Origin of the sequence: Acrocarpospora pleiomorpha (genome assembly GCF_009687885.1) — a bacterium.
GTDB lineage: Bacteria > Actinomycetota > Actinomycetes > Streptosporangiales > Streptosporangiaceae > Acrocarpospora > Acrocarpospora pleiomorpha.
The window spans coordinates 268,761-283,374 of record NZ_BLAF01000004.1; the positions used below are offsets into that span (position 1 = coordinate 268,761).

The following is a 14,614-nucleotide window of genomic DNA, read 5'->3' on the forward strand; positions in this document are numbered from 1 at the left end:
GCCAGAACAGTCGCTGTCAGTGACTGACACAGCCAGTGCCACACACCGGCAGGCGGTTCTGAGAGCGGAGGGCCTGCGCGTCGAGTACCGGCGCGCGGGCCACCCGTCCGTGATCGCCGTCGATGGGGTGACCTTCTCGATCGAGGAGGGGCGATGCCTCGCATTGGTGGGGGAGTCAGGGTCGGGCAAATCGAGCGTGGCGATGGCCACAATGGGCTTCGCACCAGTGACAGACGGCACCCTCGAGGTGCTCGGCCACGATGTCGCCGACTTCTCGACCCGTCGCGGCCGACGCCGGCGAACCGGCGTTCAGATGGTTTTCCAAGATCCCCAGGCATCGCTGGATCCTCGCCAGTCGGTGGCTTCCGGCCTCGCCGAACTCCGCCGGCTGCACGCGGAACGTTGTGTCGACGCCAGTGACGAGGAATTGCTGCGGCGCGTGGGACTGCCCGCCGATGCTCTGGTCCGGTACCCCCATCAGCTCAGCGGGGGGCAGATTCAGCGAATCGTGCTCGCGCGGGCACTGATGCTCCAGCCCAAGCTTCTGGTGGCCGACGAACCCACGTCCGGGCTCGACGTGACAGTGCAGCAGCAGGTCATCGCCCTGCTCCGCAGGTTGATCGACGAGACCGGAGTAGCGGTCCTGTTCATTACCCACAACCTGCCCTTGGTCACCCACATCGCCGAGGAAACCGCGGTGATGGCGTCGGGGAAGATATGCGAGATCGGGCCGGCCGACGCCGTCCTGCGCCATCCGGAGCACGCGTACACACGCACGCTACTCGCGGCCAGCCCAGGCCAGGCGATGCAACGTCGCCTGGCCGTCAGGGACTCTCCCGCGAAGGGGAAGCACATAGATGCCGACGACGGTATTGAGGGCGCTGTCCGATGACCCAAACGGAAGCACGCAAGCCACCGGCCCCCGCGCGAGCTCCGAAGAGCGGCCGATTCCGAGCCCAGCGAATCGGCTCTGTTCTGCTGGGCTACACCGTCACCCTGTGGCTCGTTGTCACAACGGTGTTCTTCATCGGCTCGGTCCTCGGTGACCCGGCCGCCGCCAAGCTCGGGCCGGGCGCGACCGCGGAACAGGTCGAGGCACTGCGACAGCAGATGGGATTCGACCGCCCGCTGATCGCCCAGTACGGCTCCTTCCTGTCGCACCTCGCCAGGGGAGACCTGGGCGTCTCCGCGCAATACTCCACGCCCAACCTGGAACTCGTCATGGCTCGGCTGCCGTACACATTCCAGTTGGCCGGCCTCGCGCTCGCGATAGCTGTGCTGGTGGGCGTCCCGCTGGGCGCCTTCGCCGGTGTCAGGAAAGGATCGTGGTGCGATCGCCTGGTCACGGGCGTCACCGTACTGATGCAATCCGTCCCCGAGTTCTGGCTGGGACTGCTCGGCATCTACATCTTCGCCGTCCACCTGGAACTTCTCCCCGTCGGGGGCGCCGGAGGGGCGGATCACCTGATCATGCCCGCGATCGTGCTGTCGACCTATCCCATGGGGCAGATCGCGCGAGTGATGCGGTCCTCGGTCATCGAGGTGCTGCACGAGAGCTACATCGAGTCGGCCCTGGCACACGGGCTTCCCCGGCGCACGGTCCTGCTGACCCACTGCCTGAGAAACGCCTCCATACCGGTCCTGTCGGTAGTCGGGGTCCAGGTGGGCACGCTCCTTGGCAGCGCGGTCACGGTCGAGGTGGTGTTCGGCTGGCCCGGTCTTGGAAGCCTGGCGACACAGGCAGTGCTCACCCGCGACCTCGTTCTCGTCGAGGCGATCGTTGTCGTCGTGGCCGTGATCTTCCTTGCGGTCAACCTGCTGATCGAAATCTTGTATCGGATCGTTGATCCAAGGATTGGGTCTTCATGACCGGCGTACAGAGGAAATCGGATCTCCGCGGCGGGCTGCGCCGTCTCCCGCTGAGTGCCTGGGTCCTGGTGGTCTTTGCAGTCGTGGGAAGTATCGGCCCGTTTTTGCCGGGGATCGACCCGCTCACCCAGGACCTGACCTCGCGGCTGCGTCCTCCCGCCTTCCTGGACGGGGGAACGTGGGACCATCCACTCGGCACCGATCAGCTGGGACGCGATGTGCTGGCGCGACTCGTGGTCGGGTGCCGGCTCAGCCTGATGATCGCGTCCCTGTCGGTACTTCTCGGCGCCGCCTTCGGCACGCTCCTCGGCCTTCTGGCCGGCTACCGCCGCGGCCCGGTCGACATCGTGATCTCCCGTCTCACCGAGACCCAGCTGGTGTTTCCCTCGATTCTGCTGGCGATGGCGATCGTGACGTCGGTCGGGCGGAGCCTTCCGGTCATCGTCGTCACACTGGCCATCATCGGATGGGCCCAGTACGCACGCGTCGTTCGCGCGGAGGTGATGTCCCTTCGGGAGCGCCCCTTCGTGCGCGGCCTGGAGGCCGCGGGCATGGGACCGGCCCGGATCATGGTGCGGCACCTGCTGCCGAACGTTCTCAACACCATTCTGGTCCTGGGCAGCCTTCAGGTCGGCCACATGCTGCTGGCCGAGTCGGCGATGGGATTCCTGGGGATCGGGCTGGCGCCCCCGGCCACGAGCTGGGGCGTCATGCTCGCCGAGAGCCGGAGCTTCCTCGAGACCGCACCATGGCTCGCCGTCATCCCGGGATTGCTGATCACGCTCGTCGTTCTCTCGATCAATTTCTTCGGCGACCGCCTCAGGCACCGCCACGATCCCAGGAGCCGCTAGTGGACGCGCAGGGGCTACAGGTGGACAACTTGACCGTGGCCTACCGTGTGAGCGGTGAGCTCGCCGCGCCGGCCCTCCGCGACGCCACATTTCAGCTCAACCCGGGCGAGATCCTCGGCCTCGTAGGCGAGTCGGGCAGCGGCAAGTCCACCCTCGGCCGGAGCATCATCGGGCTGCTTCCCTCCAACGCGGAAGTGCGTGACGGCGAGATCCGGCTCGGGAACAGCGTGATCATGTCCCCACGGGGCGACCGCACCCGCCAATTCCGCGGGTCGCACGTCGGCTACGTGTTCCAGAACGCCCTGAGCTCACTGAACCCGACCATGCGGATAGGAACCCAGCTGAATCAGGTGATCCGCAGACATCGGCCGAACCTCTCGCGTCGCGAGCGACGTCATCTCGCGCAGGACCTGCTTGAGCGCAACGCTCTACGAGACGTGGATCGCGTGCTCCGGGTCTTCCCGCACCAGCTGTCGGGGGGTATGCGGCAGCGTGTCGCGATCGCGTTGGCCGTGGTCGCCCGCCCGGACGTCCTGATCGCCGATGAGTGCACGACGGCCCTCGATGTCTCCGCCCAGGCGAAGGTCGTGGACCACCTCGCCGGCCTGGTACGCGAAGAGGGCATGGCGATGCTGTTCATCACACACGACCTGCTACTCGCGGGTGATCTCTGCGACCGGATCTGTGTGATGAAAGATGGAGCGATCATGGAGCTCGGACGGGCTGAGCAGGTCATCTTCGACCCCGTCCACGCCTACACCCAGTCCCTCCTCGCCTCGGTTCCTCGCATTGAGGTCTGAACCGCCCCCGCAACTGATCGCCGCGCTACCCGAAGGAGCCCCCGAGTGAGCAGCATGCCCGACGCCGCAGCCATGGCCGAGGACCGCTTCTCCGACGCCGCCGATCGTGATTGGTCGCGGGAGGCGCTGGCACGACTCACCGCTGACGCGGCACGTACCGGCGAGACGAATCTCCTGAAACTGAACATCTTCTCCAGCAGCGGCGTCGACATCTACCTCAAGGACGAGTCGACACACCCGACGGGAAGCCTCAAGCACCGATTGGCGCACTCCTTGTTCGTCTACGGCATCTGCAACGGCTGGATCCGTGAGGGCACCACCGTCGTGGAGTCCTCGAGCGGGTCGACGGCCGTGTCGGAGGCATACTTCGCCCGGCTCCTGGGTCTGTCTTACGTCGCAGTAGTGCCCAAGAGCACCTCTCTGTCCAAGGTCCGGCTCATCGAGCAGTTCGGTGGGGTCTGCCACCTGGTAGGGGATGGACGTCACCCGACGGCGGTCGCGGCCGAGATCGCCCAGCGCCCCAACCACCACTTCATCGATCAGTTCACCTACGCGGAACGGGCCACCGACTGGAGGAACGGCTTAGGAGCGATCATCCTCGAACAACTCGGTCATGAAAGATATCCGACGCCCGAGTGGGTCGTTCTCGGCGCCGGAACCGGTGGCACGAGCGCGTCGATCGGCCGGTACATCCGCTTCCGGGGAGTGCCGACCCGGCTGGCGGTCGTCGACCCCGAAGGCTCGGCCTACTTCGACGGGTGGAAGCACTCGGGCTGCGCTGTCGGCCGCGGCTCCCGAATCGAGGGCATCGGACGTCCCACGGTCGAGCCCAGCTTCATCGGGTCGGTGGTCGACCGGATGATGCGGGTTCCGGATGCCGCCTCCATCGCCACGATGAGGTGGCTCGACGAAGAGGCCGGCATCACAGCGGGGGGATCAACCGGAACCAACGTCTGGGGTTGTCTCCGGCTCGCGGCGGAGATGGTCTCCGCGGGCAGGTCCGGGAGCATCGTGTCACTGATCTGCGACTCAGGCCGGCGGTACGCGAACACCTACTACGACGACGACTGGCTGGCCCAGGAAGGCATTGACATCTCGGGCGTGCAGGACGACCTCCACGCGCTGCTCGCCCACGACAAGCACTCTGTGTGAGGAGAACCACAAATGCTCGAAAAGCTCGTGCGCGACGACGACGCTCTGCAGGCGATCTTCGAGAAAGTGTCCAATACCCATCGCTGGGGTTCCGATGACGTGCTCGGCACGCTGAACTTCATCGACGCCGCCAAACGAGTCGAGGCCGCGCGCCTGGTCACCGAGGGGTTGTCCGTCTCCCTGTCGCGTCCGTTCAAACCGGACGTGCAGCACATGGTCTTCGTCGGGAGCGGCGAAGCGTCGGCGTACGACTATTTCGGTGTCGCCTGCCACGGATTGGTGAACACGCATCTGGACGCTCTCGCGCACTCACAGTTCGAGGGCCGCATGTACAACGGGGTGCCCATCACCGAGTCCTTCAAGAGGGATGGGGTCCACTATGGCGCGATCACCGCGCAGGGTGACGGGATATTCACCCGCGGAGTTCTGCTGGATGTCGCCGGTGCCCTGGGGCTGGAGTGGTTCCCGCCCGGGTCCGGCATCACCGTTGCCGATCTGGAAGCCGCCGAGCAGATGGCCGGTGTCACCGTAGGCCGCGGCGACGCGCTTTTTGTCCGTTGCGGATTCCTCGATTACGTCGCCGGGCACGGCATTCCATCCGCCCGTCCCGGCCTGCTGCCCGAGACGTACGAATGGATGCACGAGAGGGAAATCGCCGTCTACGGCGGCGACTGCACCGAGCCGATCCCGTACCCCAGCGACCGGTTCACCTACCCCCTGCATGCGATCGGGCTGGTGTCGATGGGCCTGATCCTCCTCGATCACCCAGAGGTGGAGCGGCTCGCGGACACCTGCCGTGAGCTGGGCCGCTACGAGTTCCTGCTCACCGTGGCCCCGTTGCTACTCGAGAAGGGCACGGGATCCCCGGTCAATCCGGTCGCCACGTTCTGAACACGCGACCGCTTGCCTGCGGGGTTGCACGCAAGCGGTTCAATCTTGTTGTGGGGACCAGCCAGGAGGGGTCAAACCGGGTGCGTGATGCCGGTGCCTCCCTCTCGAGCCTGTTCACGCGCCAACTCCGAGTGGTATCGGCTGGAGATCTCCTCGGCGGCGAGCAAACACTGTGACACCCAGCCTTTCGTGTCGGCTCCGACAAATCGACTGGATGCCCCGGACACGGTCAAAGCCGCCAAGGTCTCTCCGCGCTTGGAAAGGACCGGGACGCTGATCGCGTGCAAGCCCGGGAAGCGAGTGCTCTCGGACTCCGAGTACCCGAGGCTCCGCGTGTCCTGCACCTTGCCGATAAGCGACTCCAACTTGGCTTCGTCGGCATCGTCGAGATGAAAGTTCTCCTTCATGAACTCGCGCAACGGCTCCAACCCAAAGCGTGCGAGCCGCTGGGCCAGGAAGACCTGGCTGGTCGCACCACGCGCCATCTCAATCGGTTGGTAGAGACGCTCAATATGGGTCAGGCCGTGAAGTCCCGCCAAGGTGTCGATGCACATGAACTGGACGGTGCCGATCCCGACATAAAGCCCCACCGTCTCTTCGCCGCATCGGCGTTGCACCGCACTGAGCACCGCTCGTGACGAGGCCTTGAGCAGGTCGTGCCATTCGTGCCCCTGCGAGAGTCCCCGGATCATCCATCCGATCTGGACGCGAGAACTGGCCGTACACCGCGCCAGGGCTCCCTCTTTCTCGAGAGCGCGGATCGCGCGTTGAATGGAGGTCGCGCTATAGCCTGTGCCGGCCGAGATCTCGGCGACCGAGACGGGCCGCTCCGACGTGCCGACAAAGCGAAGCACTCGCATCGCCTTCTCAACTGTCTGGGAGGAGTTGCGGTCTCGATCCGCCATGACCCAAGTATCCGCTTTGCGGGTGAAGTGCACAATGGTCTTTCTCAACCCCGGCGAGGGGATCGATCGCGCGTCCGCCCGCAACCTCGCGACTATTGATCCATCCCACACAACGCGATTGTCAACCGTCGGCTGGGCTCTGCAGGCGTATCCGCAAAGCGGAGTGAGGTGCAGGCGTTGGGCGTTGAAGCGCGCCAGCCGGTTGTCAGTGGCGGCGCTCCAGGAACGCGGTCATACGCTCGTGCTTGTCCTCGGTCTCGAACAGCACGGCCTGCGCCACGTCGTCGAAGCGGGGATGGGCGCCCGGGGGAGCGGCGAGGGCGAGCTTGGTGAGGCGCAGCGCCAGCGGGGCATTCCTCCCGATCCTGTCGGCCAGCCGGTCCGCCGCGGCCGGCAGCTCGTCCTCGGGGACCAGCTGGTTGACCAGCCTGACGTCCAGCGCCTCTTCGGCGGCGAGCACCCGGCCTGCGAGCAGGATCTCCTTCGCGAGAGGCTCGCCGACCAGCTCGCGCAGCCGCCAGCACGCTCCCGCGGCGGCCATGATGCCCAGCCCCGTCTCCGGGTTGCCGAATCGGGCGCGCGGAGTGGCGATGCGGAAGTCGCAGGCGTAGGCCAGCTCGGCGCCGCCGCCGAGGGCGGGGCCGTCGATCGCGGCGATCGTGGGCATCGGCAGCCGGGCGATCCGGTCGAACAGTCCGCTGTTGATGCCGGCCAGCGCGTCCTCGCGGCGGCGCTCACGCAGCTCGCGGATGTCCGCGCCCGCGGCGAAGACGCCGTCGGTGCCCGTGACCACCAGGACGCGTGGCCGCCGCTCCAGCTCGGCGCACACCTCGTGCAGGTCCGCCACCATCGCGGCGTCGATCGCGTTGCGCACCTGCGGCCGGTTCAGCCGGACAAGCATCCTGCCCGGCCCTTCCTCGACCTTCACCGTGTCGTTCAGAGCAGCTCCTCCACCATAGTCTACATAACTATCATGGAATCACACCAAAATGTCGAATATCTGCTGAAGCGGGCGACCGCCTCCGGGGCGCCCCGGAAGATCAGTTCAGCAGCGGTACGAGGTGCTCCTCCTCATAGTCCAGGTGGGCCTCCAGCTCCTTCGTGAGCCGGTTCACCTCGCTCAGCAGGGTCTCAGAGGTGACATCGTCGGCGGCCAGCAGCGTCTTGAGCTCGTCAAGCAGTCGCGCGATCACCCCGTGCTCGGCTCGCAGCCGAACCATCACCGCGGCCAGTTCCGGATAGCGGCCCGCCAGGGCCGGGAACATGTATTCGTCCTCCTTCGAGTGGTGCACGTGCAGGCCCTGGCACATGGTCAGGCAGTTGACCCGAAGCTGCGCGGCCACGCGGGGCCCCGACCGGGCCGCCTCCGCGCGGATGAGGGCCAGTTCGCGGCGGAAGGCGTCGTGAATGGTGATCAGCGCGTCGCCGAAAGAGCCGGCGGGCGGCCCGTGGTCGATCGGCACCAATGCCACCACCGGCAGGACACGGCCCGACCGTTCCTCGTACGTGCCCCAGCCGGGGTCCGCCTCGACGGCGCGGGCGAACATGCGCTCGCGTTCCTCGCCCTCGAGCACGACCGCCTTGGCCTGGTACGTCAAGACGCCGTCCTCCACGGTGACCCGTGGGTTGGCGAGCAGGTTGTGATACCAGGCCGGATGCCGGGGCGCGCCGCCGGCCGAGGCGATGACGAGAGTGCGGTCGCCGTCGGGCAGGCAGCCGAGCGGCGTGGTGTGCTCGGCGCCCGTCCTGGCGCCGACGGTGGTCAGCAGGAGCAGCCGGGCTCCTTCGAAAGGGCCGCCGACCTGGCCCTTGTTGGCACGGTATTCGTCGATGATCTGCTGGTTGAAGTCCATGGGCATGCTGAACTCTGGCTCCTTGCGGGCGGGTGTCGATGACATGGGAAACCCGCACGGGCATGCTGGCGCAAGCGGGTGCTACGACACCGCAAGAGGCATGGGACGACGCGCGGGCGCGGTGTGCTCAGGCACGACCGACGGCGTGAGTGGCCATAGTGTCATCCCCTTTGATTCGGCGCCTCCATGCCTCCGTCCGTCCTCCCGGCGGCGACACGCGACGCGACAGCCATTACGCCCACATTCCAAAAGAAGTGTCAAGGCGTACGAACTCCGCGGAGGTGCCGTGAGCCGCTCTAGTTGCGGCTGAGCGTCCACGGTCCGTCCGCGTGGATGTCGACGAAGGTGGTGCCGGTCTTGAGGAGGAACTCTCCGGAGAAGGCGTCGTCGGCGTCGATCTGGAGTTCAGTGCTGTCGCCGATCACGTGGACGATGAAGACGCCCTTGCTGGGGTGCGAGGCCCGGGCGGGGGTGTGTCTGCCGATGGGGCGGTCCAGGCGAAGCACCTGATCGCCCTGGCCCTGGATGGTCGGCCCATTCCAGACCTGTGCATCGAGTAAGGGTTTGGTGGTGGCGGTCCACGCGCCATCTGCTTGGATCCGTAACGCGATGATCTGTGAGTTGTCTGAGCCGATCAGTCGGGTGCCCTCGTAGTGGCCGGTGGCGTTGACGAGGTCCAGCTCAGCGCCGGCCGCATCCACGGTGGTGACGACGAAGTTCGCGCTGCCGGCATGGGTGAGCGTTATCAGCCCCTGGCCGGTGGTCGGGTCGATGCGCAGCAGTGCGGGCCCCTGCCCCTGGTGGGTCCTGGGCGGGAAGAACGGAACGTAGCCGGTCGACGTCAGCGCCGCCGCCGGTGGCGAGGAAGCCGGTGTGGGGACAGCGGAGGGGTTGGGCGCCTGGCCGGAGCTGAGGCCGAGGAACATGGCAAAGCCGCCGATCAGCAGGACTGCCGCGACTGCGGCCATCGTCAAGACGATGGCGGAGGTCACGCTCTTGGGTGGTGGTGGCCGGTCGGGCTGCTGTGGATGGTGGCCATACGGCTGCCGGAGGTGAGGACCGGATGGATAGCTCATCAAGGACTCCGCATGGCCAGGGTCGTGCGGGAAGAGCGACATTGCGATCCTCTCCCTACGATCACCGATGCTGCAACTCATGAGGATTTCTCGGGGGTTGACGAACATCGGAACGGAAAACCGGCTCTAAGGCACTGGGACGGCGGTGCTCGCGGAGGTCGTATGGCCTGAACGGCCTCCCGCGACGCCCGCCGCCCAGAGCGCTACGCCGATGTAGAGGACCTGCTCGGGGATGCGCTGCCACAGCGGCGTGGCCGCCTCTCCTGCCAAGGTCGCCCCGGCCAGCGCGGCGTGAATGTTGGCCGGAAGCATGAGCACGAACAGCAGCGCCAGGCAGATCCCGGCCGCTCGCCGAGTGGCCGGGAGCACGAGGCCCACCGCACCGGCAAGTTCCAGGACGCCGGTCAGGTAGACCACGAGGGCGGGGAACGGGACGAACGGAGGATGGGTCTTCTCGCGCAGTGGGATGTCGCGGCGGGACGCACCCCCAGCAGCAGGTGCCAAACGTGGCCGAAGGTGGCCAAGCATGGCGCGAAGCTGGATTGCGGGTCCGAGTACGGATACGTACAGGAGTGCGCGTGCGAAAAAGCGGCGCGCCGTGCCCACTACATGAGCGCCCCCGGCTTCAGGAGATCATCATGGCTAGCACGACCGCGTCCGCCGACCTCGCCGCCTCACCCGACCGCGTCTGGGGGCTCATCGGCGGCTTCGACTCGCTACCCGACTGGCTGCCCTCCATTAAGGGCAGCGAACTCCTCGAGGGTGGCCGCGTCCGCAGGGTCACCACCAAGGACGGCGGCGTCATCGTCGAGCGCCTCGAACACTTCGACGAGCGGGCCCGCACCTACAGCTACTCCGCACCCGAGCCGCCCCTCCCGGTACAGGACTACCGCGCCACCATCGCCGTACACGAGGTTCCCGGCGAGCCGGGAAGAACCCGGGTGGAATGGTCGGGTGGCTTCACACCGGTGGGGGTCACCGAGGAGGAAGCGATCGCCGTCGTCCACCGCGTCTTGAGCGGCGGTCTCGACGCCCTGCGGCGGACGCTCGGCGCTTGACGCCTGCGCGGCTCCGCCAGGCGAGATCGGGTCAGGTGGGCGTCGCCGACCTGACGCGCGCCCCCAGCCCGAGCCGGGGGCGCATCCGTTTCACGGTGTCACGCGTAGAGGAAGTAGTAGTAGTACTGGCTCTTCCACTCGCATCTCCAGTCGTTCCACCAGCCTTGGTCGTCGCCGTAGCTTCCGACCCGCTGGCATTCCGAGTATTGCTGGTAGATGCCGTTCAGCGTCTCGGCGTGCGCCGGGGCGGCGCCGATCGATAACGACATTCCGGTGGCCAGAACGGCCGAGACAAGAATCGCGCGTACCTTGCGCATCAATCCTCCTGATACTGGGCGGATCATGGCGGTCAAGATATCACCAACCGTGTGCCAGGTAAGGATTGTGGCACCTCTGCGCCAGGCGCGGAGCATCACCGCCGGTTGAGGGCGGGGTGATGATCGTCCAACCGATAATGACCTGGCCTGATCAACTGCAGGAAGGATGAAACTTTCACAGCGTCCTCGTGCGGGCAGCACATGTTCAACGATGATTGCTGCGATTAGAGGCAGACACTTACACTTTGTCCCGTCCGGTCCCAGATGGGCCGCGTTTCCCTGTTCGGCCGGAAGACATGCCATCAGGAATGGACCGATCCGACGAATACTTTGACCATTGTCGCGTACCTGTCATATCGTCACCTCGCCCATATCGATGCGAGGCCAGGACTCGAACGAGACGTGCGTTCTCACAGGCGCTACGGCTCGCGTGCTGATCGCGGCTGCCCCGGCACACCGGGGGAGATCTGGACGGCCAGCTGGGAAGCGGCGATCACCCGAAACACCGGAGACACACCATGCATGCTCGTATCCGCACGTCCTCGATCGTCGGCATGGTCATGACCATGCTGGCCACCATCGGTGTGTCGCTCGCCCTCGCGCCACCGGCTCACGCGGAGGTGATCAGCGATATCGCCTACGCGCCCGCACAGCCGGCCGGCTCCAGGGGGCACCTGCTGGACCTTTACCTGCCATCCAGCGGCATCGGCATCACACCACGGCCGCTGCTGATCTGGCACAGTGGCTCGGCGTGGTCGAGCGACGATGGCAAGGTCGGCGCGGCCGCGATTGCCGACATCTTCAACGCCAAGGGGTTCGCGGTGGCCGGCGTCAGCGTCCGGTCCAGCTCTCAAGCGATCTTCCCGGCCCAGGTGCACGACATCAAGGCGGCCATCCGCTGGCTGCGCGCCCACGCCGGCGATTACCAGCTCGACCCCAATCGTTTCGCCATGATGGGCACCTCCTCGGGCGGCTGGCTGACGGAGATGGCCACCCTGACCGGCGGCGTGTCGTCGCTGGAGGGCACCATCGGCACGACCGGCGTCTCCAGTGCCGTGCAAGGGGGACTCGCCTTCTTCAGCCCCACCGACTTCCTCCAGATGAACGCGCAGAACCTGCCGACCGGAGGGCTGAACCACGACTCTCCCGCCTCCCCCGAATCCCTCCTGATCGGCTGCGCCCTCCAGACCTGCCCCGCCCAGGTGGCCCTGGCCAATCCGCTCACCTACGTGGACAGCAACGACCCGCCGTTGCTGTTCCTGCACGGCCAGGCCGATTTTCTGGTGCCGCACGGGCAGAGCGTCCTGCTCTACAACAAGATCAAGACGAGCTGTGGTAAGGCCCAGTTCATCTCGATACCTGGCGCGGATCACGGCCTGAGCTGGGTCCTGGACCCCGCCCGCTTCGGTACCCAGACCAGCTACACCACCCAGAATTGCGCCGGGACCACCGTGGTCGGCTCGCCCAACCCCACCTGGGACACCTTCGAAGGCTTCCTGCGCGGCGCGCTCAAGATGGGCACCTCCTGCCAGGTCGCCTGGGCCCCCACCGTCTGGGACACCGGTTTGACTGCCAGCGTGACGATCACGAACACCGGCACGACTCCCATCGACCGCTGGGTCGTGACGTGGACCTGGCCAGGCAATCAGCACATCACGGTTGGCTGGAACGCCACGGTGACCCAGACCGGCGCTCAGGTGACCGCACGCGACGCCGGCCACAACGCCGTCATCGGCGCCAGCTCCGCTACCAGCTTCGGTTTCGAGGCGACCTACAGCGGGACGAACGCCCCGCCGCCCGAGTTCAAACTCAACGGCATCGTCTGTACCAGAGTGTTCGGATAAGAGGTGTCTGCCGCTGCCGGTCCGTGCGATGACGGACCGGCAGCGGCTGAGCCGGATCACCGGCTGTAGCTATTTTGGAAACACACTCCGGAGCCAGTCAGGCGGAGAACCGCACAGGCCTCGGAGCAGAAAAGTGCATTTCACCGCTCAACACGTTCCGCCTAACTCCGATCACAGAATGGCGTCGTTCGGATTTCGGACGTTTATATTGCGTTACTCGATGGGCCGCCCTATCCTTGCCTGTGTGACGGCCGGTGAGGGAGAGGAACTCGTGACGGCAATTAGTTCGGGCACTTCGGCGGTCGGCCGGGATTGCGGAACTACCAGCTGAACATCGCCTGACCACCGGCTCCGTATTCCGATAATTTTCGGCTGCGAGCTATTCGACATCCCGTTCCGGGATTTCACCTCGTTTCACAATGCAAAACTGCGTACCTGCATGTAGCGGTGCTTTTTGTGTGAACGCGCGATACGGGCCCTCGTTCGCGTGACCCGCTGCCGGAGGCCCGTTCCTCGGCCTTTCCGGAAAACCCCGGCGGCGTCCTGGTGACGCCGTTCTCCACGGTGCACCGTCGATTCGACGGTGCCCCTTCCTCGCCATGCCGGCAGGTGTGGCGATCGTCGACGAGTTAGGGGACGTGTGCGTACATCCAACATGTTCGTCAGGAGCCTCGGCGTCTTCGTGCCGGACGTCGTGAGCATCGAGCAGGCGGTTCGGGACGGCCGGTACCCGGCCGAGGAGGTTGAGCAATTCCAGCAGATCGGTGCGGCGGTCGCCGGCGACATGCCCGCGCCCGAGATGGCACGACGCGCGGTCCTGGACGCCTACGACCGCTGGGGCGAATCCTCCCCGCGAAATCTCGATCTTCTGCTCTATCCGTCGGTCTGGCATCAGGGCCCGAACGGCTGGCAGCCCCAGCACTACCTGCAGATGCATCTCCTCGGCGGGGGAGTGCCGGCGTTCGAGATCCGGAGCGGCTGCGTCGGAATGATCAGCTCACTCCAGCTGGCGGCGAGTTATCTGCAAGCCGACCCGGACCGGGACACGGCGATGGTGGTCTCCGCCGACAACCACGGCACCCCGCTGGTGGACCGCTGGCGGATGACGCCCGGGGCGGTGATAGGCGATGCCGCGTGCGCGCTCGTCCTCGGTAAGGAGTACGGCATGGCCGAGCTCCTCTCGGTGAACGCGACGACGATCCCGGAGGCCGACGCGGTCAACGACGGCGGCTACCCCTTGTTCCCCCCGGACGCCACCGTCGGGAGGGGGCTGAGCTTCGGAGACCGGCACGAGGAATTCCGCCAGCGGTTGCTCAAGGAGCGGGGAACCGGAATACACCTGACGATCCAGAAGACGATGATGCAACAGGTGGAACAGACCCTGGAGGAGGCCGGGATCGGACTGGCCGACATCACCCGGGTCGCGTTCCCGCACGGCCGCCGCGAAGACCTGGACGGGCAAATGTCCTGGCTGGGCATCGAAATCGAGCAGACAACCTGGGACTACGGCCGGGGCGTCGGCCATTGCGGCGCGGTCGACCAGTTCATCGCCTTCGAGCATCTGGTCGCGACCGGTGGGCTCGTACCCGGCGATCACCTGCTCATGGTGGGGTTCGGTTCCGGAACCTCGGTCGCCGCGGCCGCGTTCAGGGTCCTCGCGACCTCTCCCGTCACGCGGCCCGCCGGTACGAAGGGGCACTCGGCATGACGACAGAACGGAACGCCGACGAGATCGCGTACCGGCTGGTCGCCTTCATCCAGAAGAACCTGGTCCCGGACGACGTCGACATGGAGGTCGACGAGACGACCCCGCTTCTGTTGTCGGGACTTCTGGACTCCTTGCGGACGGCGCGCCTGCTGAACTTCATCCGGCGGGAGATCGGCGTCCCGATCCCCGCCGCGAGACTCGACGCCGAGAACTTCACGGACGTGGCGACCATCGTCGCGCTGATCAAAGAACTCGAACCGGCTTCATTCGTCTAGCCGTCCAAGCGAGCG

At 66.2% G+C, this 14,614-nt stretch carries 16 protein-coding genes; 10 read left to right on the forward strand and 6 right to left on the reverse strand.

What is annotated here, in order from left to right:
- Nucleotides 1-19: 19 nt before the first annotated feature.
- The 6 genes from Aple_RS01240 to Aple_RS01265 are packed head-to-tail and all read left to right on the forward strand — an operon-like array spanning nucleotide 20 to nucleotide 5,563.
- Entirely contained in the window at nucleotides 20-892 is an 873-nt protein-coding gene (locus Aple_RS01240; protein ID WP_170321223.1) for an ABC transporter ATP-binding protein, read from the forward strand.
- Nucleotides 889-1,869, forward strand: a complete 981-nt coding sequence (locus Aple_RS01245; RefSeq protein WP_155342539.1) for an ABC transporter permease — start codon at nucleotides 889-891, stop codon at nucleotides 1,867-1,869. Before Aple_RS01240 ends, Aple_RS01245 begins: the two co-directional genes overlap by 4 nt.
- A complete protein-coding gene (locus Aple_RS01250) occupies nucleotides 1,866-2,720 on the forward strand; it encodes an ABC transporter permease (RefSeq protein WP_155342540.1) in 855 nt (284 codons plus the stop codon). The genes Aple_RS01245 and Aple_RS01250 overlap by 4 nt, the downstream gene beginning before the upstream one ends.
- Nucleotides 2,721-2,740: 20 nt before the next feature.
- Nucleotides 2,741-3,520 (forward strand): ABC transporter ATP-binding protein, encoded by a 780-nt coding sequence (locus Aple_RS01255; protein WP_170321224.1) that lies wholly within the window; start codon nucleotides 2,741-2,743, stop codon nucleotides 3,518-3,520.
- 54 nt (nucleotides 3,521-3,574) lie between these two features.
- Nucleotides 3,575-4,672 (forward strand): PLP-dependent cysteine synthase family protein, encoded by a 1,098-nt coding sequence (locus Aple_RS01260; protein WP_246264062.1) that lies wholly within the window; start codon nucleotides 3,575-3,577, stop codon nucleotides 4,670-4,672.
- A gap of 12 nt (nucleotides 4,673-4,684) precedes the next feature.
- Nucleotides 4,685-5,563, forward strand: a complete 879-nt coding sequence (locus Aple_RS01265; RefSeq protein ID WP_155342542.1) for a cyclase family protein — start codon at nucleotides 4,685-4,687, stop codon at nucleotides 5,561-5,563.
- A 71-nt stretch (nucleotides 5,564-5,634) separates the two neighbouring features.
- On the opposite strand, the gene Aple_RS01270 is transcribed toward Aple_RS01265, so the two are convergent.
- The 5 genes from Aple_RS01270 to Aple_RS56605 form a co-directional block, all read right to left on the reverse strand.
- A complete protein-coding gene (locus Aple_RS01270) occupies nucleotides 5,635-6,468 on the reverse strand; it encodes an IclR family transcriptional regulator (protein WP_155342543.1) in 834 nt (277 codons plus the stop codon).
- 205 nt (nucleotides 6,469-6,673) lie between these two features.
- The gene (locus Aple_RS01275; protein ID WP_308805490.1) at nucleotides 6,674-7,396 is read right to left on the reverse strand and encodes an enoyl-CoA hydratase/isomerase family protein; all 723 of its coding nucleotides are present in this window, start codon (nucleotides 7,394-7,396) and stop codon (nucleotides 6,674-6,676) included.
- Nucleotides 7,397-7,508: 112 nt separating this feature from the next.
- The gene (locus Aple_RS01280; RefSeq protein WP_155342544.1) at nucleotides 7,509-8,327 is read right to left on the reverse strand and encodes a nitroreductase/quinone reductase family protein; all 819 of its coding nucleotides are present in this window, start codon (nucleotides 8,325-8,327) and stop codon (nucleotides 7,509-7,511) included.
- Between the two features lie 290 nt (nucleotides 8,328-8,617).
- Nucleotides 8,618-9,289, reverse strand: a complete 672-nt coding sequence (locus tag Aple_RS01285) for a hypothetical protein (protein ID WP_155342545.1) — start codon at nucleotides 9,287-9,289, stop codon at nucleotides 8,618-8,620.
- Between the two features lie 234 nt (nucleotides 9,290-9,523).
- A complete protein-coding gene (locus Aple_RS56605) occupies nucleotides 9,524-9,925 on the reverse strand; it encodes a DoxX family protein (protein WP_246264024.1) in 402 nt (133 codons plus the stop codon).
- 110 nt (nucleotides 9,926-10,035) lie between these two features.
- Between Aple_RS56605 and Aple_RS01295 the strand changes: the two genes are divergently transcribed.
- Nucleotides 10,036-10,455 (forward strand): SRPBCC family protein, encoded by a 420-nt coding sequence (locus tag Aple_RS01295; protein WP_155342546.1) that lies wholly within the window; start codon nucleotides 10,036-10,038, stop codon nucleotides 10,453-10,455.
- A 98-nt stretch (nucleotides 10,456-10,553) separates the two neighbouring features.
- Here Aple_RS01295 and Aple_RS01300 read toward each other — a convergent pair whose 3' ends face one another.
- A complete protein-coding gene (locus tag Aple_RS01300) occupies nucleotides 10,554-10,772 on the reverse strand; it encodes a hypothetical protein (RefSeq protein WP_155342547.1) in 219 nt (72 codons plus the stop codon).
- 518 nt (nucleotides 10,773-11,290) lie between these two features.
- Here Aple_RS01300 and Aple_RS01305 point away from each other — a divergent pair.
- The 3 genes from Aple_RS01305 (at nucleotide 11,291) to Aple_RS01315 (ending at nucleotide 14,599) form a co-directional block, all read left to right on the forward strand.
- On the forward strand, nucleotides 11,291-12,616 hold the full coding sequence (locus tag Aple_RS01305) for a cellulose binding domain-containing protein (protein WP_155342548.1): 1,326 nt from the start codon (nucleotides 11,291-11,293) through the stop codon (nucleotides 12,614-12,616).
- Between the two features lie 640 nt (nucleotides 12,617-13,256).
- Nucleotides 13,257-14,324, forward strand: a complete 1,068-nt coding sequence (locus tag Aple_RS01310) for a ketoacyl-ACP synthase III family protein (protein ID WP_246264025.1) — start codon at nucleotides 13,257-13,259, stop codon at nucleotides 14,322-14,324.
- Nucleotides 14,321-14,599 carry a phosphopantetheine-binding protein gene (locus tag Aple_RS01315; protein WP_155342549.1) on the forward strand — a complete coding sequence of 93 codons (279 nt, stop codon included), beginning with the start codon at nucleotides 14,321-14,323 and terminating at the stop codon, nucleotides 14,597-14,599. Before Aple_RS01310 ends, Aple_RS01315 begins: the two co-directional genes overlap by 4 nt.
- Nucleotides 14,600-14,614 lie beyond the last annotated feature (15 nt).